Below are 19,822 nucleotides of genomic sequence, written 5' to 3'. Positions count from 1 at the left end.
CCGGGTGGTGCCGAGGTCGGCGAGGCGCTCGGGGTCGACCTGCTCGACGTGCTCGAGGCGCAGCAGGCCGAGGGCAAGACCGGGGAGATCATCACGGTGCCCGTCCCCACAGGCATCGCCGGAAATCCCGCGCTGCGGTCGGTGCTGCTCGTGGGCGTCGGCTCGCAGTCGAGCACCGACCTCCGCCGCGCGGGCGCCGCTGTGGCGCGCGCCGTGGTCGACCGGCCGACCCTTGCCAGCTCAGTGGCCGCGGTGACCGGGGACGAGGGGCTCACCTCGTTCGTGGTCGGCCTGGCGCTGGGCTCGTTCGGGTTCACCCTGCGCTCGGCCGGTCCGGAGCACACACCCGTGGCCCGTGTGGTGCTCGCCGACACCGCCGAGGACGAACGTGCCGCTGCCGCCGTGCACCGCGGGATCGCGCTCGGTGGTGCCGGCTGGCGCTCCCGGATGCTCGCGACCGTGCCGTCCAACATCAAGAACCCGCCGTGGCTGGCCGACCAGGCCGACGAGCTCGCGACCGAGACCGGTCTGAAGGTGACGGTCTGGGACGAGCGCCGGCTCGCCAAGGACGGTTTCGGGGGCATCCTCGGCGTCGGACGGGCCTCGGCCACCCCGCCCCGGTTGATCCGGCTCGACTACGTCCCTCGCGGCGGCAGGAAGGCGCCGCTGGTGGCGCTGGTCGGCAAGGGGATCACCTTCGACACCGGGGGTCTGTCGATCAAGACCGGCGAGGGCATGGTCAACATGAAGCGCGACATGACCGGTGGTGCCGTCGTGATGTCGGTGCTGGCCGCATTGCGCGAGCTCGACTGCCCGGTCCGCGTGACAGGCCTGGTCTGCGCCGCCGAGAACGCCGTCGGGGGCAACGCGCTGCGACCTGGCGACGTGCTCCGCCACTTCGGCGGGCGCACGTCGGAGGTCACCAACACCGACGCGGAGGGACGGCTGGTGCTGGCCGACGGCCTGGCGTACGCCGTCGCCGAGCTCGACCCGGCAGTCGTCGTCGACGTCGCGACCCTGACCGGGACCATGCGGGTCGCGCTCGGGGAGCGGACGGGGGGCCTGTTCGCCAACGACGACACCCTCGCGGGCGCGTTGCGGGAGGCGGGCGACGCCTCCGGCGAGCCGCTGTGGCGGTTCCCGCTCGTCGAGGACTACGAGCAGCACATCTCCTCGACCATCGCCGACGCCAACAACGGTCCCAAGCACGCCGGTGCCATCTCGGCAGCCCTCTACCTGCAGCACTTCGTGGGTGACACCCCGTGGGCCCACCTCGACCTCGCCTCGGTCGGTGACTCGCCCGACGAGCACCACGAGTGGACGAAGGGCCCCACCGGGTTCGGGTCGCGGGTGCTGCTGAGCTGGCTGACCGGCCCCGATCCGCTGCGCGGCATCGGCCGATCCCGCCCTGGCGACGCGAGAGGATGACATGCGTGGGCTGACCGTGCGCTGGTCGCTGGAGGATGCGCCGCAGGACGTGGTCGAGCAGCTGGCGGCGTACGTCGAGGAGACCTCGCACGCGCGGTTCACCGACCACCCGGGACTACGGTTCAAGACCTGGCGGATCAAGCCTGGGCAGTGGTTCGAGGGCTGCTACGTGTTCGCCACCGACGAGGACCGCTCGGACTTCCAGCGCACGTTCAGCCAGGGTGCTGCCGAGTCGCCCGGCTCGCAGATCGTGGGGAGCTCCCCAGTCCTGGTCGAGGAGTGCGAGATCGTCGCGATCGCCGAAGGGCGCGAAGGGTTCCAGTCGGCGGCCCGGTACTGACCCGGCCGTCGGCCGTCACTCCCCGGCGTCGGGCGACCACACCTTCTTCGCCGCCAGCAGACCGTCTCCGACCGGCAGCAGCACCGACACCAGGTCGTCGTCCTCGGCGATCCGCTTCCCGAGCTCGCGGATGGTGACGGTCTGCTCGTCGCGCTGTGAGGCGTCGGCCACCCGGTCGTGCCACAGCGCGTTGTCGAACGCGACCACACCGCCGGGGCGGAGCAGGCGGAGCGCCTCGGTGAGGTACGCGTCGTACTCGGCCTTGTCGCCGTCGCAGAAGACCAGGTCGTAGTGACCGTCGGTGAGCCGCGGCAGCACGTCGAGCGCGGCTCCGGAGATGGTCCGGGCCCGCTGCGCCGGAATGCCGGCCTCGGCGAAGGACTCCTTGGCGAGCCGCTGGTGCTCCGCCTCGATGTCGACGGTGGTCAGGATGCCGTCGGAGCGCATGCCGCGCAGCAGCCAGACACCGGACACGCCGGTGCCGGTGCCGACCTCGACCACCGCCCGGGCCTCGAGCACCGACGCGAGGAACCGCAGCGCCGCACCGCCGCCGGCGCCGATCGGCGCGACGCCGACCTCCTTCGCCCGGGCACGGGCGTTGACGAGGACCTCGTCCTCGGCCACGAACGACTCGGCGTAGGACCAGCTGGCGGGCTTGAGTGGGGCCTGGTTCGAGGTGGTGTTCGACGTGGTGTTCGAGGCTGTGTTCGACGTGGAGATGGTGGCCTCCTGGGTCCGGCCGCGCGGTCGGTGGCGGTGGGCTTGCGGTGGACGGATCTGGGTGGATTCGACCCTACCGCGTGTGATCGGGAACACGCGGGGGCCGACGGTCGTTTGGGGGAACGAGAGCAGCCTCAGGTTCCTCTCAGCCCGACGCCCTAGCGTGAGAGAGGACGAACACTGAAACCCCGGAAGTCGAGTCCGCAGGCTGTTCGTGAGGAGGGGCCGATGACGACCAACGAGGTCCCCACCTGGGACGAGATCGTCGAGCGTCACTCCGACCGCGTCTACCGACTCGCGTACCGGCTGACGGGCAACCGGCACGACGCCGAGGACCTTACGCAGGAAGTGTTCGTGCGGGTGTTCCGCAGCCTCCACACCTACACGCCGGGCACGTTCGAGGGGTGGCTCCACCGGATCACCACCAACCTCTTCCTCGACCAGGCCCGCCGCAAGCAGCGGATCCGGTTCGACGCCCTGTCCGACGAGCGTGCCAGCACTCTGCGCAGCGCGGGACCGGCTCCGGACCTCGCGATCGCCGACCAGATGTTCGACGACGACGTGGAGCGCGCCTTGGCGACCCTTCCGCCCGACTTCCGCGCCGCCGTGGTGCTGTGCGACGTCGAGGGCCTGTCGTACGACGAGATCGCCGACATCCTCGGCGCCAAGCTCGGCACGGTGCGCTCCCGGATCCACCGCGGACGGGCGATGCTGCGCCGTGCGCTGCCGCACCGCGAGCCCGAGCCCGGGCGCGAGCGCTACTCCGGCCCCGTGGTGGCCCCGGAGGCCGCGCTGTGATCGGACACCTCGGACCTCGGGTGAGCGCGCTGCTCGACGGCCAGCTCCCACCGGACGAGGCCGAACGGGCCTGGGCGCACGTGCATGCCTGCCATGCCTGCCGCGACGCGGTCGAGCGTGAGGGTTGGGTCAAGACCCGGCTGGCCGGGCTGTCCGCCGACGTCGACCGCGCCCCGGCGCACCTCAAGGGCTCACTGCTCTCTCCCGCTCCGTTCCCGACCGCCTCGGCGCCGAGCCAGCGGTCACGTCGCGCCGGCATGATCGCGATCGGCGGGTCCGCGGCCGGGGTCGCCGTGCTCGGCGTGCTGGCGCTCGGCATCACAGCCAACACCCCAGCACCCGAGCGGAGGGCGCCGGTCACGAACTTCGGTGGTACCGACGCTCCTCGCCCGCTACCGTCCCGCATCCCCGGGTCGGTGCTGGAGCCGTCCTCGACCACCTCCCGGTAGCACGGTTGGCCCGTGAGGGGACAATGAGCGGGTGACCGACCACGACGAGCGCCCGGAGCACGGCGCGGACGAGGGCACCGAGCCCACGCAGCCGATCCGGCCGTCGGTCGGCGACTCCTGGCAGCCGCCGGTCAACCAGCCGCCTCCGGGACACTGGCACACGCCGCCACCCCTCACGCGACCGATGACACCGCCGGCGCCGACGTACCTCTCGCCGTACCCGGCGGCCCAGCCACCCGCGCCACCGCGCGGACGCGTCTCCCACTGGTTGTGGCCGGCTGTCGCCGGCCTCGCGCTCATGGTCGGCGTGGTCGGCGGAGCCGTGGGGGCCGCGCTGCTCGACTCCGTTGCGGACCGCGAGCCCACGGGCGGGGTGTCCGAGGGACTCCAGGGTGTCGACCTGGAGACGTCCCCGCCGCTCGCCGGCGGGAACCGGTCCGTGGTCCGCGTGGCCGACCGGCTGCTGCCCAGCACCGTGCAGATCGTCGCCGAGTTCGACAACACCGAAGGCGGTGCCACCGGCAGCGGGTTCGTGCTCGACCGGCAGGGCCACATCGTCACCAACAACCACGTCGTCGAGTCAGCGGCCGAGGGCGAGGGGCCGATCGAGATCGTCGACCAGGAGGGCAACCGGTACGACGCCGAGGTGGTCGGCCGCAGCCCGGTGTACGACCTCGCCGTCCTCTACTCGCGAGAGGCGGCAGCGCTTCCACCGGCCGCGCTCGGGTCCAGCATCGAGCTCAGTGTCGGCGAACCCGTCGTCGCCTTCGGCTCGCCGCTCGGTCTCAGCTCGACCGTCACCTCGGGCATCGTCAGCGCGCTCAACCGGCCGGTCACGACGGGCGAGTCGGGCTCGGACCCGTCCTACATCAACGCCGTCCAGACCGATGCCGCCATCAACCCCGGCAACTCCGGTGGACCGCTGGTGAACCTCCGCGGACTGGTGGTCGGCGTCAACAGTGCGATCGCCACGACCGGGAGCGGTCTGGGTGGCGACCGCGGCAACATCGGGGTGGGGTTCGCGATCCCGATCGAGCAGGTCCGCATCACCGCTGACCAGATCCTGAAGACCGGGGAGGCGCGGTACCCGGTGATCGGCGCCAAGGTGAAGACCGGCGGGTCCGGCGACGGTGCCGGCGCCCGGATCGACTCGGTGATGCCCGACACGCCGGCCGCGGCCAGCGGTCTCGAGGAGGGTGACGTGGTCACCGAGGTCAACGGCGAGCGCGTGACCGACGGGATCTCGCTGATCGTCGCGATCCGGACCTACCGACCGGGGGAGACCATCGAGTTCACGGTCGTGCGGGGCGGCGACGAGCAGGTCGTGTCCATCACGCTCGGCGCCGAGGTCGGCTGACGTCGAGTCGTGCCCGTGCGGCGCGAGTCGGGGCACGACTCAGCGGGGGTCGTCGGCCTCGGCCTCGACGAAGGGGTGCTGGTCGACGTAGTCGCGGGTCTCGTCGTACATGCGCTTGATGTACGCCTCGAGCTGCTCTGCCTCCACCCGCCACTGACCGCGACCGCCGATCTTGATCGCCGGCAGGTCGCCGCGACGCACCAGCGCGTAGACCTGCGCGCTGGAGGTGTTGAGCACCTCGGCCACGTCGGCCAGGGTCAGGAAGCGGGGCATGCCGGGCATGGCGCCATCGGCCCATCCCGCGCGGCCCGGTCGGTACGCCGACCCGCGGGCCCTGTGGAGAACCCGCTTCCCGACTGCGACGTACCGGTCCATGATGGGCCGGTGACGAGTCTCGGGGACCCTGCACCGTCAGCTGCGCCCTCCGCCGGGCCACCGGCCGCCGCCCGCGCCACCAGACCCGGCTGGCGCGATCCACGGCTCTGGATCGGAGTCGCGCTCGTCGCGGTCTCGGTGGTCGCCGGATCCCGGCTGCTCGCCGCGGCCGACGACACCGTGACCGTGTGGGCTGCCGCGGTCGACCTGGCCGGCGGCGCGCAGCTCAGCTCGGGAGACTTGGAAGCGCGGCGGGTGCGGTTCGCCGACGCCACCGACCTCGACCGCTACTACGCGGCCGACGACCCGCTGCCGGCCGACGCCCGGCTGGTGCGCGGCGTGGGTCGCGGTGAGCTGCTGCCCCGTGCCGCAGTGGGTACGTCGGCTGACGCGGACGTCCTGGAGCTGCCGATCGCAGTCGACCTCGTGCCCGACAGCGTCGGCTCCGGCTCGGTCGTCAACGTGTACGTCCGCGACTCGGTCCGGTGTCCCGACTGCGCGGGCGCCGCTCTGGAGTCGGTGACGGTGGTGGACGCTCCCGCCGCCGACGAGCTCACCGGCGTCCGCCAGCTGGTGCTGGCGGTCGAGCCGCGCGAGGCCGAGAGCTGGTTCGCGCTGCTGGCCACGCTCGAGACCCCGGTCGTCACGGTCGTGGGGGGTTGACCGTGGTCGTCGTCCTGGTGCTCGCGGCGGGCGCGACCTGGGAGTCGCGAGCGCTCACCGGACTCTCCGAGCGCGATGACGTGGTGGTCCTCAAGCGCTGCGTCGACGTCGGCGACCTGCTCGCCACCGCGACCGCGGGTCAGGCCGATGTGGCCCTGGTCGCGCTGGATGCCCCCGGGCTCGACCGCGATGCCGTCGACCACCTGCGCGGCCACGGCGTCCGGCCGGTCGCGGTGCTGCCCGCCGGGCCCGATCTCGAGGCGGCCTCCTTGCGCGCCACGCGGATCGGGGTCCGGGCGGTGGTGGCCGACGACGAGCTCGCCGTGCTGCCCGAGGTCGTCGCGGCCGGAGAGGAGCCGGAGCCCACGGTGGCGCGCGAGACCGAGGATCGGACCCCCGACCCACGGCAGCCGGGGCGGGTGGTGGCGGTCTGGGGACCGGCCGGCGCACCCGGGCGTACGACGCTCGCGACCGGCCTGGCCGCCGAGCTCGGCCGTACCCACCGCACCATCCTGGTCGACGCCGACCCCTATGGCGGCGCAGTCGCGCAGCAGCTCGGCATCGTCGACGAGGTGTCAGGCCTGCTGGCGGCGACGCGGGTGGCGGCGACCGGCCAGCTCCCGGAGCGGTTCGGCTCGGTGCAACGGTCCCTCGACCACCGACTCAGCGTCGTGACCGGACTGCCGCGGCCCGACCGGTGGGTGGAGGTCCGCGACGGCGTCGTCGAGCACCTGCTGGAGGTCGCCGCCGGGCACGGGCACGTGGTGGTCGACACCGGCTTCTGCCTGGAGCCCGAACCGGCGTCGGACGCCGGCCGAGCCGGGCGGAACACGATGACCCTGGCCGCACTCCGCGTCGCCGACGACGTCGTCGTGGTCGGGAGCGCTGACCCGGTAGGCCTGTCACGGCTGGCGCGCGGACTGGTCGAGCTGGCCGAGACGACCGGCCGCACCGATCCCCACGTCGTGGTGAACCGGATGCGACCCACGCTGGGCTGGGCCGAACCGGACATCGCCGGCATGCTGCGCAGCGCCGCCCGGGTCGCGGCGATCCACTTCCTCCCCGACGACCGGACGGCCGTCGACCGGGCGCTCGTCGCTGGTCGCTCGCTGGTGGAGATCGGCGACTCCGCGGTCGGGCGCGCCGTGGCGGGCGTGGCGGCCGCGGTCCTGACGCAGCCGGTTCAGCCGGCTCAGGCAGCGAACAGCAGGTAGAGGCCGCCGACCGTGAACGAGATCATCGCGAACAGCATCGGCAGCTGACCGGTCACCTGGTGGCGCCGCGGCAGCACGGCGACCGCCCGGTCGTGCGCCGCGATCACGCCCAGGACGTGGCCGACCACCACGGCGAGCACCTTGACCGAGGCGAGCAGCGTCTGGTGGTAGCCGAACCAGCTGATCCGGTCCAGGTCCGCGGTGCCCAGCCAGTCCGAGCCTCGGCCGAGCGGGTCGCTGGCGTAGATCAGGGTGTCCCAGCCGACCTCGATCAGGTAGTTCAGGTAGTGGGCGACGATGTAGCCGACGATGATCGGCACGACCGAGTGTGCGAACTGGGCCGGCAGGTCGCGCCGGCGGAGGCCTTCGCCGACCCCGGTCGCGGCGCTGCCGACGGTGAGGATCACTGCGACGCCGACGCAGAAGGCGGTCAGCGCCAGCAGGTTCATCGTCGAGATCTTCAGCGGGCCACCGTCGGTGTAGTTGATCCACGTCAACGAGCTGCGGAACGAGTCGAACGCCGTGCTGCCGAACAGCACGGACACCACGGCGACCAGACCCGCTCGGGGCGTGACCGTGGCGAGGTTGGCCAGCGGGCTGCGCACCACCAGTGCGTCATCCTGGCGCGCCCAGATGGAGAGCTTGGCGCACAGGGAGGAGTAGACCTCGAACGGGTCGGCCCTGTCGTAGAACCCGCTGCCGAAGAGCGCTCCTCCGATCAGCATCGCCGCCAGGTAGACCGCCACCCACAACCGGACCGGTCCGAGCTCGGTGGAGTAGGGGTAGACGAGCTCCATCCAGACGAACGCGAACAGCCCGAGCGCGGCTGGCCAGTAGCCGAGCCGTGCCGGATAGTCGTAGATGCCGCGGTCAGGGTCGCTGCCGGAGAGCTTCGCGAACAGCGAGTTGATGGTGCGGACCGGGCTGATCGCGCGCCATACCGGGCCGAGCAGCACGGACGCGGGGACGAGCCCGACCCACCACCAGACGTAGAACATGCCGAAGGCGGGATTGGTCAGCAGGTTCGGGCCGAACACCGCCGCCAGCCCGAACCAGCCGAGCCCCGCGAGGCCGATGGCGCGCAGGACCACGTGGAACGCACGGTGGTCGACCAGCCGTTGCAGGCCGGCCGGGGCGGGCTGGCCGCCAGGGTCCGGGTCGTACCTCGGCGTACGCCACGCGACGGCGAGGACGGTGAAGGAGACCACCAGGGCGGCCACCGCACCGGCGATGGCGAGCTGAGGCGGGACGGGCAGGTCGGCCGGTCCGCCCAGGCCGTGGGCGGACGTCAACCCGTCGCCCACGTCAGCGCACTTCGAGCTGGAGCACGAGCGCCTCGGGCTCGTGCCGCTCCACCTCGACGACGCCGGGCCGGTCGATCGTCAGCGGCACGGTGGTCGTCCCGGCGTCGTAGGCCAGGCTCTGCTCCGGGTCGGAGTGCACGTGCAGCTCCCCGGGGGCGTCGGAGGTGATGACCAGCTCGACGGTCTCACCTGCGTCGACCTGGACCCGCTCCACCGGCGGTGCCTGGTCCCCCTCGAACGTGATCCGGATCTGCTGCGAGCCGTCGTGCGACGCCGTCGACGTCGGGTCCGCGGGCTGGCTGGCCTCGGGCTGGCTGGCCTCGGGCTGGCCGGCCTCGGGCTCGTCGGAGCCGCAGCCGACCAGGCCGGCAGCCAGGATCAGGGCACTCGCCAGCAGGGCGATGCGTCGCACGTCGGGGTTCCTCTCCGTGGGAAGCTCTGGACAACTCGGGACGGGTCGTCCTGTGCGGACGCGTCCTCTGCCAGAATCCCACGAAAGACAACCCGGGAGCGGGAAGGGGTCGGCGATGAGCGATCGGCTGCGACCGCGCGACCTCGCGATCCTGGGCCTGGAGTCGCCGACGTCGCCGATGCACAACGCGACCGTCGAGGTGTTCGACCCGGCCGGCTCCGGGTTCGACCACGAGCGGCTGCTCGAGCTGATCGCCGACCGGATCTCGTTCGTCCCGCGCTACCGGCAGCGGCTGCAGACCGTGCCGGGCCGGCTGGCGAACCCGTTGTGGCTCGACGACCCCCACTTCGAGCTCGCCTACCACGTGCGCCGCTCGGCGCTCCCGCGTCCGGGCACGATGGACCAGCTGCGTGAGCTGGTCTCCCGGATCGTGTCTCGACCACTGGACCGCGACCGACCGTTGTGGGAGGTCTACTTCGTCGAGGGGCTCGCCGACGGCCGGGTCGCGGTGCTGTCGAAGTCGCACCTCGCGATGGTCGACGGTGTCGAGACCGTCGAGCTGGGCCAGGTCATGCTCGACACCAGCTCCGACGCGAGAACCCTGGGTCGCGACGACTGGCGTCCCAGTCGGCCACCGTCCCCGCTGGGTCTGGTCCTCACCGCCCTCGACGACGTCGTCCACGACCCGCGGCTCGTGCTCGACACCGTCCGCGGCAATGCCGCGGGCGTCTGGCGAAGTGCCGGCGCAGTCACCGCGCGGGCGGGTCGGGTGGCCGAGGCCCTGGCCAACCGACGCCCGGCACCGGTCAGCCCGATCGCGGGGGAGCTGTCGAGGCAGCGGCGCGTGGTCACGGTCCGCACCGACCTCGCGGACTACCGCACCATCCGGGAGGCGCACGGCGGAACCGTCAACGACGTCATCCTGGCGACGGTCGCCGGTGCCTTGCGCGGCTGGCTGATGACCCGCGCGGAGTCGCTCGGAGGAGTGCGGCGGATCCGGGCGGTCGTGCCGGTCTCGGTGATCGACGAGGACCTCGAGGCGACCTCCCTCGGCACCCAGATCGCCGCTCACTGGGTCGAGCTCCCGGTGGGCGAGCCGTCCGCCGTCGTACGGCTCCACCAGGTGTCGTACTCCTTCCAGGCCCACAAGGAGGCCGGTCGCGGCGTGGCCGCCAACCGGCTGGCCGGCATCGCGGGGTTCGCGCCGGCGACGTTCCACGCGATCGGCTCGCGGGTCGCCGCCGAGGAGCTGGGCCGCGGCTCGCAGCTCAACGTCACCAACGTTCCCGGCCCGCAGTCCCCGCTGCACGCCGCGGGGGCGCGAATGCTCGAGACCTATCCGGTCCACCCGCTGCAGCCCGGCCACGCCCTGGCGATCGGCGTCACGTCGTACGACGGCTCGGTGTTCTACGGCATCACCGCCGACCGGGACCTGCTCCCGGACGCCGACGTCCTCGGCCAGTGCGTCACCGAGGCACTCGCCGAGCTGCTCGACACCGCGTCGGGGGCGCGGCCCCGGGTGCCGCGCGGGCGCAGGAAGACCTCACGGAAGTCGTGACCGTGCGCTCCTACGTGCCGGCCACGCTCGATCGGCTCCGTCGTCTGGTCGACGAGGGCAGACTCGCGTCCGACGTCGAGAGGTTCGAGCCCGAGGGCGAGGATGAGGAGTCGGAGTACGCCGCGCTGATGGCCGCAGCCGACGCAGCTGCTGCGCTGCTCGGCGGGCCCGGTCGTCGCGTGGTCGTCGTGGCCGAGGTCGACGCAGCCGAGGCGCCGGTGACGCTGCGCGACGTCGTGGCGGTCCACTGCGACGTCGCCGATCGGCCGGCCGACGCCGACCCCGACGAGGACCTCGCGTGGTTCGCCACCCAGGAGATCGAGCAGCTGCTCGCCGACTAAGGTCCTGGTTTCGACGCGCCGTCGCGGCCTCGCAGGCTCGGCCGCGGGCTTGCTCAACCGGCCTCCCCACGCCGTGCACTCCTTCGTCGTGCCCGGCTAGGGTCGGCCCATGGACGCCATCACCACCCCGCCGGCTCCGGTGAACGAGCCGAACCTGACCTACGCACCCGGCACGCCCGAGCGGGATGCACTCGTCGCCGAGCTCGACCGCCAGGAGCGCCGCCAGCCCACGCTCCGAGCCGTCATCAACGGTCGGCGTCGCAGCGGTGGTGGTGCCGAGATGAAGGTCGTCCAGCCTCACGACCACCAGCACGTGCTGGCGACGTTCAAGAACTCGACGACCAAGGACGCCGAGGCGGCGGTGAAGGCCGCACTCGCGGCCGCGCCGATGTGGCGGGCGATGCCGTTCGACGAGCGGTGCGCGATCCTGCTGAAGGCGGCCGACCTGCTGGCCGGGCCCTGGCGGCAACGGGTCAACGCCGCCACCATGCTCGGTCAGTCCAAGACCGCGTTCCAGGCCGAGATCGACGCCGCCTGCGAGCTGATCGACTTCTGGCGGTTCAACGTCCACTACGCCAAGCAGCTGATCGCCGAGCAGCCGATCGCGAACAGCCGCGGCGTGTGGAACCGCACGGACCACCGACCGCTGGAGGGGTTCGTCTACGCGATCACCCCGTTCAACTTCACGGCCATCGCCGGCAACCTGCCGACCGCACCCGCGCTCATGGGCAACACCGTGATCTGGAAGCCTTCCCCGACGCAGCAGCTGGCCGCCTCTCTCACCATGGAGCTGCTCGAGGAGGCGGGCATGCCGCCGGGCGTGATCAACATGCTCCCGGGCGACGGCCTCGACGTCTCGAAGGTGACGCTCGCCCATCCCGACCTCGCCGGCATCCACTTCACCGGTTCGACGCCGACGTTCCAGCACCTCTGGCGGACCGTCGGCGAGAACATCTCCGGCTACCGCTCCTACCCGCGGATCGTGGGCGAGACCGGCGGCAAGGACTTCATCGTCGCCCACCCGAGCGCCGACCCTGACGTGCTCCGCACAGCGATGATCCGTGGCGCGTTCGAGTTCCAGGGCCAGAAGTGCTCCGCGGCCTCGCGCGCCTACGTCGCGAAGTCGGTCTGGGCGAAGGTCCGGGACCAGCTGGTGGCCGAGACGGAGTCGATCGCCGTGGGTGACGTCACCGACTTCCACAACTTCATGGGGGCGGTGATCGACGACCGCGCGTTCGCCAAGCACAAGCGCGCGCTCGGCCGGGTGCGCGCCAACCGGCACCTCACGACGATCGCCGGCGGCCAGCTGAACGACTCGGTCGGCTACTTCGTGCGACCGACGATCGTGCAGTCGACCGACCCGACCGACCAGATGTTCCGTGACGAGTACTTCGGCCCGATCCTGGCAGTCCACGTGTACGACGACGCCCGCTTCGAGAGCGTGGTCCGGCAGATGGAGTCGTTCGCGCCGTACGCGCTCACCGGTGCCGTCATCGCGCAGGACCGGCAGGCCATCGCCTGGACCCGTGAGGAGCTGCGGTTCGCCGCCGGCAACTTCTACATCAACGACAAGCCCACGGGGGCGGTCGTGGGTCAGCAGCCGTTCGGCGGTGCCCGGGCGTCCGGCACCAACGACAAGGCGGGCGCCCTGCAGAACCTGCAGCGCTGGACCAGCGCCCGGTCGATCAAGGAGACGTTCGACCCGCCGACCGACTACCGCTACCCGTACATGGGCTGATGGTGGCCGTGTGGGTGCTCGCGGTGCTGGTGCTCCACCACCTCGGGCCGCTGCACGCGCAGGAGAAGGTGCTGACCTACGTCGTGGCGATCGCGCCGTTCGTGCTACTGGGGCTGGTGGTCTGGCGCCGGCACCGGCAGGACTCGGTCAGCGACCCGGTCGAGGACGACGCCGCTCTCTGACCTCGCGTCAGCGGCCGGCCAGCCACTCGCGGCCGACCGCGTTCTCCGCCTCGAGCGCCTTCACGATCAGGTCGGCGATCAGGCCCTCCAGCTTTCCGCCGACCAGCGGGATCGACACCTTGACCGTGAGGTCGACGGTCTCGGTCGTGGTGCCGCCGGCCTCCGCCAGCGAGACGGTGCCGCGCATGTCACCGGGCTTGCCCGGGATGGTCAGCTCGATCACGCCGCGGTCCTGACCGGACCAGCGCTCCTCCTGGACGATCTCGATCTCGTCGCCGACGAACTTGGCGGCGAACGACGGGATGCCGCGGGCGGCTTGCACCCGGTCGACCCGAGCTCGCATCCCGTCACCGTCGGGCTCGATCGTGACCGAGGAGCGCAGCACGCGCTGGTAGTCGCACACCTGCTGCCGGAACGCCGGGTCGCGCAACATCGCGGCGACCTCCGGCAGCGGCGCGTCGTAGCTCAGCTCGTGCCGGATCTGCTTGGACATGCGGCACATCATGGCAGCAGGACGAGGAGTCTCGTCGGCCAGATGGCGTTCGCCGCACCCACGTTGAAGGGGCAGGCCCGGGAGTCCTAGGGTCAGTCTCGTGGCCATCACGCTCGACGATGAGAAGTCCGCCCGGTTGGAGCAAGCAGCGGAGCAGCAGGATGGCCCCGTCGGCGCCGCGTCACTGATCCGTACCTACTACCGCAACGTCGCGGCCGAGGACGTCTGCGAGCGCGGGCCACACGACTTGTACGGCGCGCTCGCGTCCCACCTCGAGCTCGCCCGCAACCGGCCGCAGGGAACCGCCCGGGTCCGGGTGGTCACGCCCGGCGAGGACGAGGGCTGGTCGGCCGCGGGCTACAGCACGGTGCAGGTCGTCACCGACGACATGCCGTTCCTCGTCGACTCGTTGACCATGGAGCTCGCGAACCAGAACCGTGACGTCCGGGTGGTGATCCACCCGCAGATGGACGTGGTGCGCGACATCACCGGCGAGCTGAAGAGCGTCGACGGGGTCGACGACGGCTCGGTCGCGCCCCCCGAGGGCGCCATCCGGGAGTCCTGGATGCAGATCGAGATCACGCGGGTGCGTGACGAGGAGGATGCGGTCCGGCTGGCGGAGGCCCTCCAGCGGGTGCTCTCGGACGTCCGGGACGCTGTCGAGGACTGGCCCAAGATGCACGCGATGGCACTCGCCATCGTCGACGAGCTCGACCAGCAGCGGCCGCCACTGCCGAACGGGGAGGTGGCGCAAGGTCAGGACCTGCTCCGCTGGTTGGCCGACGACCACTTCACGTTCCTCGGCTACCGCGAGTACCGGCTCGAGACCGAGGGAGAGGACGACGTGCTGCGGGCGCTGCCGGGTTCGGGGCTCGGCATCCTGCGCTTCGACCAGGACATGTCCTCGTCGTTCGGGAAGCTGCCCGCGGCTGTCAAGGCGAAGGCTCGCGAGAAGACCCTCCTTGTGCTGGCGAAGGCGAACTCCCGGGCGACCGTCCACCGGCCGGCGTACCTCGACTACGTCGGCATCAAGACGTTCGACCAGTCCGGTGAGGTGACGGGGGAGCGGCGCTTCCTCGGGCTGTTCTCCAGCGCGGCGTACACCGAGTCGGTGATGCGGATCCCGATGCTGCGCGAGAAGGCGCGTGAGGTCCTCAAGCGCGCCGGGTTCGACCCCCGGAGCCACGCCGGCAAGGCGTTGATGGACACCCTGGAGAACTTCCCACGCGACGAGCTGTTCCACACCCCGCTCGAGGAGCTCGCTCCCACTGCCGTTGCGGTGATGCACGCCAGGGAGCGACGGCAGGTCAAGATCTTCATCCGCAAGGACACCTACGGCCGCTACGTCAGCGCGCTGGTCTACCTGCCGCGAGACCGGTACAACACCGCCGTCCGCGAGCGCTTCTCGCGGATCCTCCAGGAGCAGCTCGGCGGGGAGTCGATCGAGTTCTCCGTGCGGATGGGGGAGTCGGCCACCGCCAACGTCCACTTCGTGGTGCACCCGCCGCAGGGCGAGCGGATCCGGGAGGTCGACACCGTCGAGATCGAGCGGCTGCTCGCCGAGGCGTCCCGCTCCTGGCGTGACGACTTCGCAGCGGCGGCGATGGCCGAGTACGGCCCCGACGAGGGCGCACGGTTGGCGCGGACGTACGCCGAGTCGTTCCCCGAGGCCTACAAGGAGGACTTCGCCCCGGCCATCGGAGCCGCGGACCTCGGGATCCTCGACTCGCTCGGTGACGAGGGGATCGACCTGCGGCTGTACAACCGTGACGGCGCGGATCGTGGCGAGGGCCGGCTCAAGGTGTTCCGCACCGGGGCGCCGCTGTCGCTCTCGCACGTGCTGCCGATGTTGTCCTCCATGGGCGTCGAGGTCGTCGACGAGCGCCCCTACGCGCTGACCGGGCTCGACCGCCCGGCGTACATCTACGAGTTCGGGCTGCGCTACGACCGTCCCGCCGTGCACGACTCGCCCGACCGGTTCCAGGAGGCCCTACGGGCGGTCTGGGACGGCTACAACGAGATCGACGGCTTCAACCGGCTGGTGCTCGGCGCCGGTCTGACCTGGCGGCAAGCCACGGTGCTGCGCGCGTACGCCAAGTACATGCGGCAGGGCAACAGCCCCTTCGCGCAGGACTACATCGAGGGCGCGCTGGTCGGCAACGTCGACATCACCCGCCTCCTGGTGCAGCTGTTCGAGGCGCGGTTCTCGCCCGGTCGCGAGCACCTCGCCGCCGACGCGGAGGCCCGGGTGGCGAAGATGGAGGATCTCGAGGAGCGGCTGGCCCGCGCGCTGGACGACGTGGTCAGCCTCGACCACGACCGGATCCTCCGCTCGTACCGGACGCACATCAGGGCCACGCTGCGCACCAACTACTTCCAGCGCGACGCCGACGGCGGTCTGCGCACCTACATCTCGTTCAAGCTGGAGCCGTCGGCCATCCCCGACCTCCCCGAGCCGCGGCCGTCGTTCGAGATCTTCGTGTACTCGCCGCGGGTCGAGGGCGTGCACCTGCGGTACGGCGCGGTCGCACGAGGGGGCCTGCGCTGGTCCGACCGTCGCGACGACTTCCGCACCGAGGTGCTCGGGCTGGTGAAGGCACAGATGGTCAAGAACACCGTGATCGTGCCGGTGGGGGCGAAGGGCGGCTTCTTCTGCAAGCAGCTGCCCGACTCAAGCGATCGCGATGCCTGGCTGGCGGAGGGAATCGCCTGCTACACGACGTTCATCTCGGGTCTGCTGGACATCACCGACAACCTGGTCGAGGGCGAGAACGTCCCGCCTCGTGACGTGGTCCGGCACGACGGCGACGACAGCTACCTCGTCGTCGCGGCCGACAAAGGCACCGCGACGTTCTCCGACATCGCGAACGGCGTGGCCAAGGACTACGGCTTCTGGCTGGGTGACGCGTTCGCCTCCGGCGGCTCGGTCGGCTACGACCACAAGGCGATGGGCATCACCGCCCGGGGCGCGTGGGTGTCGGTGCAGCGGCACTTCCGGGAGCGCGGGATCGACTGCCAGACAGAGGACTTCACGGCAGTCGGCATCGGCGACATGTCGGGCGACGTTTTCGGCAACGGGCTGTTGTGCTCGGAGCACACGCGGCTGGTCGCGGCGTTCGACCACCGCGACATCTTCGTCGACCCGAACCCGGACGCGGCGACCTCGTACGCCGAGCGGAAGCGGCTCTTCGAGCTGCCGCGCTCCAGCTGGCAGGACTACGACAAGGACCTGATCTCCGAGGGCGGCGGGGTGTTCTCGCGTGCGATGAAATCGATCCCGCTGAACGCGCAGACGCGCGCGGCACTCGGGATCGACGACGACGTCACCGCGATGACACCGGCAGAGCTGATGAAGGCCATCCTCCAGGCACCGGTCGACCTGCTGTGGAACGGCGGCATCGGCACGTACGTGAAGTCGTCCGACGAGACCCACGCCGACGCCGGTGACAAGGCCAACGACGTGATCCGCGTCAACGGCCGCGACCTGCGGGCCAAGTGCGTGGGTGAGGGCGGCAATCTCGGCTTCACCCAGCTCGGGCGGATCGAGTACGCCCAGAACGGCGGCCGGATCAACACCGACTTCATCGACAACTCCGCCGGTGTCGACACCTCCGATCACGAGGTGAACATCAAGATCCTGCTCGACCGGATCGTGCGTGACGGCCACCTCACCGAGGAGCGGCGCAACGCGCTGCTGGCGGAGATGACCGACGAGGTCGCCGAGCTGGTGCTGCGTGACAACTACGAGCAGAACCTCGCGCTGGCCAATGCGGTCGCGCACGCGCCGTCGCTGCTCCACGTCCACGAGGACTGGATGAAGAAGCTGGAGCGGATGGGCGTGCTCAACCGCGAGCTCGAAGCCCTGCCCACCTCGCGGCAGGTACGACGGCGTCTGGAGCAGGGCGGAGAGCTGAGTGTGCCGGAGCTCTGCGTCCTGATGTCGTGGACCAAGATCGTGCTGGCCGACGAGCTGCTCGCCTCGGACCTCCCCGACGACCCGTACCTCGACGTGGACCTGCGGGCCTACTTCCCGCAGCCGATGCAGGAGAACTTCACCCAGCAGCTGCGCGAGCACCCGCTGCGGCGCCAGATCATCGTGACCCAGGTGGTGAACGACCTCGTGAACGGCGCGGGCATGACGTTCGTGCCGCGGTTGTCCGGCGAGACCGGGGCGAGCGCCGCCGAGCTGACCCGCGCCAACTTCGTCGCGCGCGAGATCTTCGGCTCACTGGAGCTACGACGTGAGCTCATGACCTGGGACAACAAGCTCGACGCGCAAGTGCAGACCCGGATGCGGATCCAGATGCGCACGCTGGTCGAGCGAGCCTCGCGGTGGCTGGTCACCAACCGCCGCCCGCCGCTCGACAGCCAGGCCACCGTCGACCACTTCCGCGGCCCGGTGCAGGCGCTGATGGCGCAGCTGCCCGAGCTGATGACCGGACGTGAGCGCGAGGACCTCGTGGCCCGCCGCGACGCACTCATGCAGAAGAACGTCCCCGATGACCTCGCCACCCGGGTGGCCGTCCTCGACCCGGCGTACAGCCTGTTGGGCGTCGTCGACAACGCGTTGCGCGCCGGTCTCGACCCGGCGGACGTCACCCGCGTCCACTTCGCGCTCGCCGAGCGGCTCGGGCTGCCGATGCTGGTGCGCCGGATCTTCGCCTTGCCGCGCGACGACCGGTGGCAGACGATGGCGCGCGCCGCGCTGCGCGACGACCTCTACGGCGTGCACACCCAGCTCACCGCCCAGGTGCTCGACAAGACCTCGCCCGGCGAGCCGGCCGCGGCGCGGATCGCGAGCTGGGAGGAGACCGACCAGGTCGCCGTCAGTCGCGCCACCGCAACGCTGGAGGAGATCTGCCGCGACGAGTCGGCGGACCTGGCGCGGATGTCGGTCGGCCTGCGAGTCGTGCGCACCCTGCTGGGGTAGGCCTCACCGTCGCTGTCCGGGTGGGCCGAACCAGCGGGTGAGTGCGTCCGCCAGCCCGGCGTCGGTACCCTCACCCACCCACACGACGTGGCCGTCGGGCCGGATCAGCACGGCCGTCGGCGCTGCGACGTTGCCGAGCACCGGAAGCTCCCAGGCGCCACCGAACTCGGCATCGACCAGCTGCACCCGATCCGCCCACGGCGCGATGTCGAGCCCACCGGGTACGTCGAGGTTCAGCAGGACCGGCCGAGCCTGGTGCAGCAGGGTGAAGACCCGACGCGGCCCGTCCTCGGTGACCACGTCGAGATCGGGCATGCGACGACCGTGCAGCGGGTGGCCCTCGCCGAGCTCGTAGTGGATGTCCAGCCCGGACATCATCGCGGCGTACCGCCTGCGCGGCTCGTCCATCGTCAGCAGGTCGGCGACGGTGTCGCGCACCGCATCGAGGCGGGCGTCACCGGGGCGGGTGAGCGCGACCTGCGCCATGGTGTTGCGCAGCACGCGGGCAGCGACGGGGTGACGTTCGTCGTGATAGGTGTCGAGCAGGCTGTCCGGCGAGACCCCTTTGACCACCTGCGCCAGCTTCCAGCCCAGGTTCACCGCGTCCTGTACGCCGGTGTTGAGCCCCTGTCCACCCACGGGGGAGTGCACGTGTGCGGCGTCGCCGGCCAGCAGCACCCGTGACTCCCGGTACGTCGCGGCCTGACGCGTCGTGTCGGTGAACCGGGAGATCCAGGTGGGGCTGTGGATCCCGAAGTCGGCCCCGTACACGCCGACGAGCGCCTCTCTCACGTCGTCCAGGGTGGGTTCGGTCGTCGCCCCGACCTGCTGCTCGGTCACCATGACCCGTACCGGCCCGTGGTCGGCGAAGACCAGCTCGCCGTCGCGGATCTCGTACTCGGCCCGCCCGATGCCGTGCTGGCCGACGGCGTCCTGTCGCATGCCCAGCTCCGGCTCCTCCGCCATCTCGGCCTCGGCGATCAGTGCGCTGGTCGTCGCGTCCCAGCCGGGAAACTCGATACCGGCCTGCTTGCGGACGAGGCTTCGCCCTCCGTCGCACCCGACGAGATACGTCGCGCGCAGCGACTGGTCGCCGACCAGCCCGACGTCGATCCCGGTGTCGTCCTGCGCGATTCCGGTCGCCTCCCGTCCGCGGTAGAAGGTCACGGGAAGCTCGTCGACCCAACCGGCCAGGATCCGCTCGATGTGGTTCTGCCACAGCCCGAGCCCGTAGGGATGGCGGGTGGGGAAGTCGCTGATGTCGAACGACACCCGAGCGAAGCCGGCGACCTGTGCGACCTGCCCCTCCGCGAGGAACCGGTCGGCGATACCGCGTTGGTCGAAGACCTCGATCGTGCGGGAGTGCAAGCCGCCGGCGCGCGAACCGGGCAGGTCCTGGTCGGTACGTCGCTCGACGACGGCGACGTCGACCCCGGCCAGCGCCAGCTCCCCGGCCAGCATCAACCCCGTCGGGCCTCCACCGACGATCACTACGGCATGCTCGGTCACAGTCCATCCTC

18 protein-coding genes are annotated in these 19,822 nt (G+C 71.3%); 12 read left to right on the top strand and 6 right to left on the bottom strand.

All coding sequences use genetic code 11. The annotated features are described in order from the left end of the window. Positions 1-1,428, top strand: a 1,428-nt coding sequence (locus VFZ39_RS12700) for a leucyl aminopeptidase family protein (RefSeq protein WP_330866134.1), incomplete at its 5' end; no start/stop codon positions are given. A 1-nt stretch (position 1,429) separates the two neighbouring features. After that, complete coding sequence (locus VFZ39_RS12695) at positions 1,430-1,768, top strand: hypothetical protein (protein ID WP_330866133.1); 339 nt, start codon at positions 1,430-1,432, stop codon at positions 1,766-1,768. Between the two features lie 15 nt (positions 1,769-1,783). Here VFZ39_RS12695 and VFZ39_RS12690 read toward each other — a convergent pair whose 3' ends face one another. Then, a complete protein-coding gene (locus tag VFZ39_RS12690) occupies positions 1,784-2,392 on the bottom strand; it encodes an O-methyltransferase (RefSeq protein WP_330866132.1) in 609 nt (202 codons plus the stop codon). 324 nt (positions 2,393-2,716) lie between these two features. Between VFZ39_RS12690 and sigE the strand changes: the two genes are divergently transcribed. The 3 genes from sigE to VFZ39_RS12675 are packed head-to-tail and all read left to right on the top strand — an operon-like array spanning position 2,717 to position 5,092. Beyond that, complete coding sequence (sigE, locus tag VFZ39_RS12685) at positions 2,717-3,286, top strand: RNA polymerase sigma factor SigE (protein WP_330866131.1); 570 nt, start codon at positions 2,717-2,719, stop codon at positions 3,284-3,286. 20 nt (positions 3,287-3,306) lie between these two features. Next, a complete protein-coding gene (locus VFZ39_RS12680) occupies positions 3,307-3,735 on the top strand; it encodes a hypothetical protein (protein WP_330866130.1) in 429 nt (142 codons plus the stop codon). A gap of 31 nt (positions 3,736-3,766) precedes the next feature. Then, on the top strand, positions 3,767-5,092 hold the full coding sequence (locus VFZ39_RS12675) for a S1C family serine protease (RefSeq protein ID WP_330866129.1): 1,326 nt from the start codon (positions 3,767-3,769) through the stop codon (positions 5,090-5,092). Positions 5,093-5,131: 39 nt separating this feature from the next. On the opposite strand, the gene VFZ39_RS12670 is transcribed toward VFZ39_RS12675, so the two are convergent. Beyond that, positions 5,132-5,374, bottom strand: coding sequence for a helix-turn-helix domain-containing protein (locus VFZ39_RS12670; RefSeq protein ID WP_330866135.1), 243 nt, complete (start codon positions 5,372-5,374; stop codon positions 5,132-5,134). Positions 5,375-5,476: 102 nt separating this feature from the next. On the opposite strand from VFZ39_RS12670, the gene VFZ39_RS12665 reads away from it, so the two are divergent. Together VFZ39_RS12665 and VFZ39_RS12660 are read left to right on the top strand one after the other, a co-directional pair. Continuing rightward, positions 5,477-6,130 carry a hypothetical protein gene (locus VFZ39_RS12665; protein WP_330866128.1) on the top strand — a complete coding sequence of 218 codons (654 nt, stop codon included), beginning with the start codon at positions 5,477-5,479 and terminating at the stop codon, positions 6,128-6,130. 2 nt (positions 6,131-6,132) lie between these two features. Further along, positions 6,133-7,344 (top strand): hypothetical protein, encoded by a 1,212-nt coding sequence (locus VFZ39_RS12660; RefSeq protein WP_330866127.1) that lies wholly within the window; start codon positions 6,133-6,135, stop codon positions 7,342-7,344. Here the strand turns inward: VFZ39_RS12660 and VFZ39_RS12655 are convergent. Both VFZ39_RS12655 and VFZ39_RS12650 read right to left on the bottom strand, forming a co-directional pair. Beyond that, positions 7,323-8,648: a hypothetical protein gene (locus VFZ39_RS12655; RefSeq protein WP_330866126.1), complete on the bottom strand. Its 1,326-nt coding sequence runs from the start codon at positions 8,646-8,648 to the stop codon at positions 7,323-7,325. The two genes, VFZ39_RS12660 and VFZ39_RS12655, sit on opposite strands and share 22 nt — an antisense overlap. 1 nt (position 8,649) lies before the next feature. Next, positions 8,650-9,060 carry a hypothetical protein gene (locus tag VFZ39_RS12650; RefSeq protein ID WP_330866125.1) on the bottom strand — a complete coding sequence of 137 codons (411 nt, stop codon included), beginning with the start codon at positions 9,058-9,060 and terminating at the stop codon, positions 8,650-8,652. A gap of 115 nt (positions 9,061-9,175) precedes the next feature. Between VFZ39_RS12650 and VFZ39_RS12645 the strand changes: the two genes are divergently transcribed. The 4 genes from VFZ39_RS12645 (at position 9,176) to VFZ39_RS12630 (ending at position 12,879) form a co-directional block, all read left to right on the top strand. Further along, on the top strand, positions 9,176-10,618 hold the full coding sequence (locus VFZ39_RS12645) for a wax ester/triacylglycerol synthase family O-acyltransferase (protein WP_330866124.1): 1,443 nt from the start codon (positions 9,176-9,178) through the stop codon (positions 10,616-10,618). Further along, a complete protein-coding gene (locus VFZ39_RS12640) occupies positions 10,615-10,959 on the top strand; it encodes a DUF6912 family protein (protein ID WP_330866123.1) in 345 nt (114 codons plus the stop codon). The genes VFZ39_RS12645 and VFZ39_RS12640 overlap by 4 nt, the downstream gene beginning before the upstream one ends. 109 nt (positions 10,960-11,068) lie before the next feature. After that, positions 11,069-12,697 (top strand): L-glutamate gamma-semialdehyde dehydrogenase, encoded by a 1,629-nt coding sequence (gene pruA, locus VFZ39_RS12635; protein WP_330866122.1) that lies wholly within the window; start codon positions 11,069-11,071, stop codon positions 12,695-12,697. After that, positions 12,697-12,879 carry a hypothetical protein gene (locus VFZ39_RS12630; protein WP_330866121.1) on the top strand — a complete coding sequence of 61 codons (183 nt, stop codon included), beginning with the start codon at positions 12,697-12,699 and terminating at the stop codon, positions 12,877-12,879. The genes pruA and VFZ39_RS12630 overlap by 1 nt, the downstream gene beginning before the upstream one ends. Before the next feature lie 7 nt (positions 12,880-12,886). Here the strand turns inward: VFZ39_RS12630 and VFZ39_RS12625 are convergent, their stop codons facing one another. Further along, positions 12,887-13,372, bottom strand: a complete 486-nt coding sequence (locus VFZ39_RS12625) for a DUF2505 domain-containing protein (RefSeq protein ID WP_330866120.1) — start codon at positions 13,370-13,372, stop codon at positions 12,887-12,889. 100 nt (positions 13,373-13,472) lie between these two features. Between VFZ39_RS12625 and VFZ39_RS12620 the strand changes: the two genes are divergently transcribed. Then, complete coding sequence (locus VFZ39_RS12620) at positions 13,473-18,302, top strand: NAD-glutamate dehydrogenase (protein ID WP_330866119.1); 4,830 nt, start codon at positions 13,473-13,475, stop codon at positions 18,300-18,302. 3 nt (positions 18,303-18,305) lie between these two features. Here VFZ39_RS12620 and VFZ39_RS12615 read toward each other — a convergent pair whose 3' ends face one another. Next, positions 18,306-19,811, bottom strand: a complete 1,506-nt coding sequence (locus VFZ39_RS12615) for an FAD-dependent monooxygenase (protein ID WP_330866118.1) — start codon at positions 19,809-19,811, stop codon at positions 18,306-18,308. Positions 19,812-19,822 lie beyond the last annotated feature (11 nt).

It is taken from the genome of Nocardioides sp., assembly GCF_036374615.1.
Taxonomy (GTDB): Bacteria; Actinomycetota; Actinomycetes; order Propionibacteriales; family Nocardioidaceae; genus Nocardioides.
This window is presented reverse-complemented; position numbering and strand designations above follow the sequence as displayed.

Excerpts from the sequence above, each read along its gene's own strand:
- pruA (WP_330866122.1), top strand. The coding sequence starts at position 11,069 with ATGGACGCCATCACCACCCCGCCGGCTCCGGTGAACGAGCCGAACCTG.
- VFZ39_RS12625 (WP_330866120.1), bottom strand. The coding sequence starts at position 13,372 with ATGTCCAAGCAGATCCGGCACGAGCTGAGCTACGACGCGCCGCTGCCG.
- VFZ39_RS12645 (WP_330866124.1), top strand. The coding sequence starts at position 9,176 with ATGAGCGATCGGCTGCGACCGCGCGACCTCGCGATCCTGGGCCTGGAG.
- VFZ39_RS12695 (WP_330866133.1), top strand. The coding sequence starts at position 1,430 with ATGCGTGGGCTGACCGTGCGCTGGTCGCTGGAGGATGCGCCGCAGGAC.
- VFZ39_RS12670 (WP_330866135.1), bottom strand. The coding sequence starts at position 5,374 with ATGCCCGGCATGCCCCGCTTCCTGACCCTGGCCGACGTGGCCGAGGTG.
- VFZ39_RS12630 (WP_330866121.1), top strand. The coding sequence starts at position 12,697 with ATGGTGGCCGTGTGGGTGCTCGCGGTGCTGGTGCTCCACCACCTCGGG.
- sigE (WP_330866131.1), top strand. The coding sequence starts at position 2,717 with ATGACGACCAACGAGGTCCCCACCTGGGACGAGATCGTCGAGCGTCAC.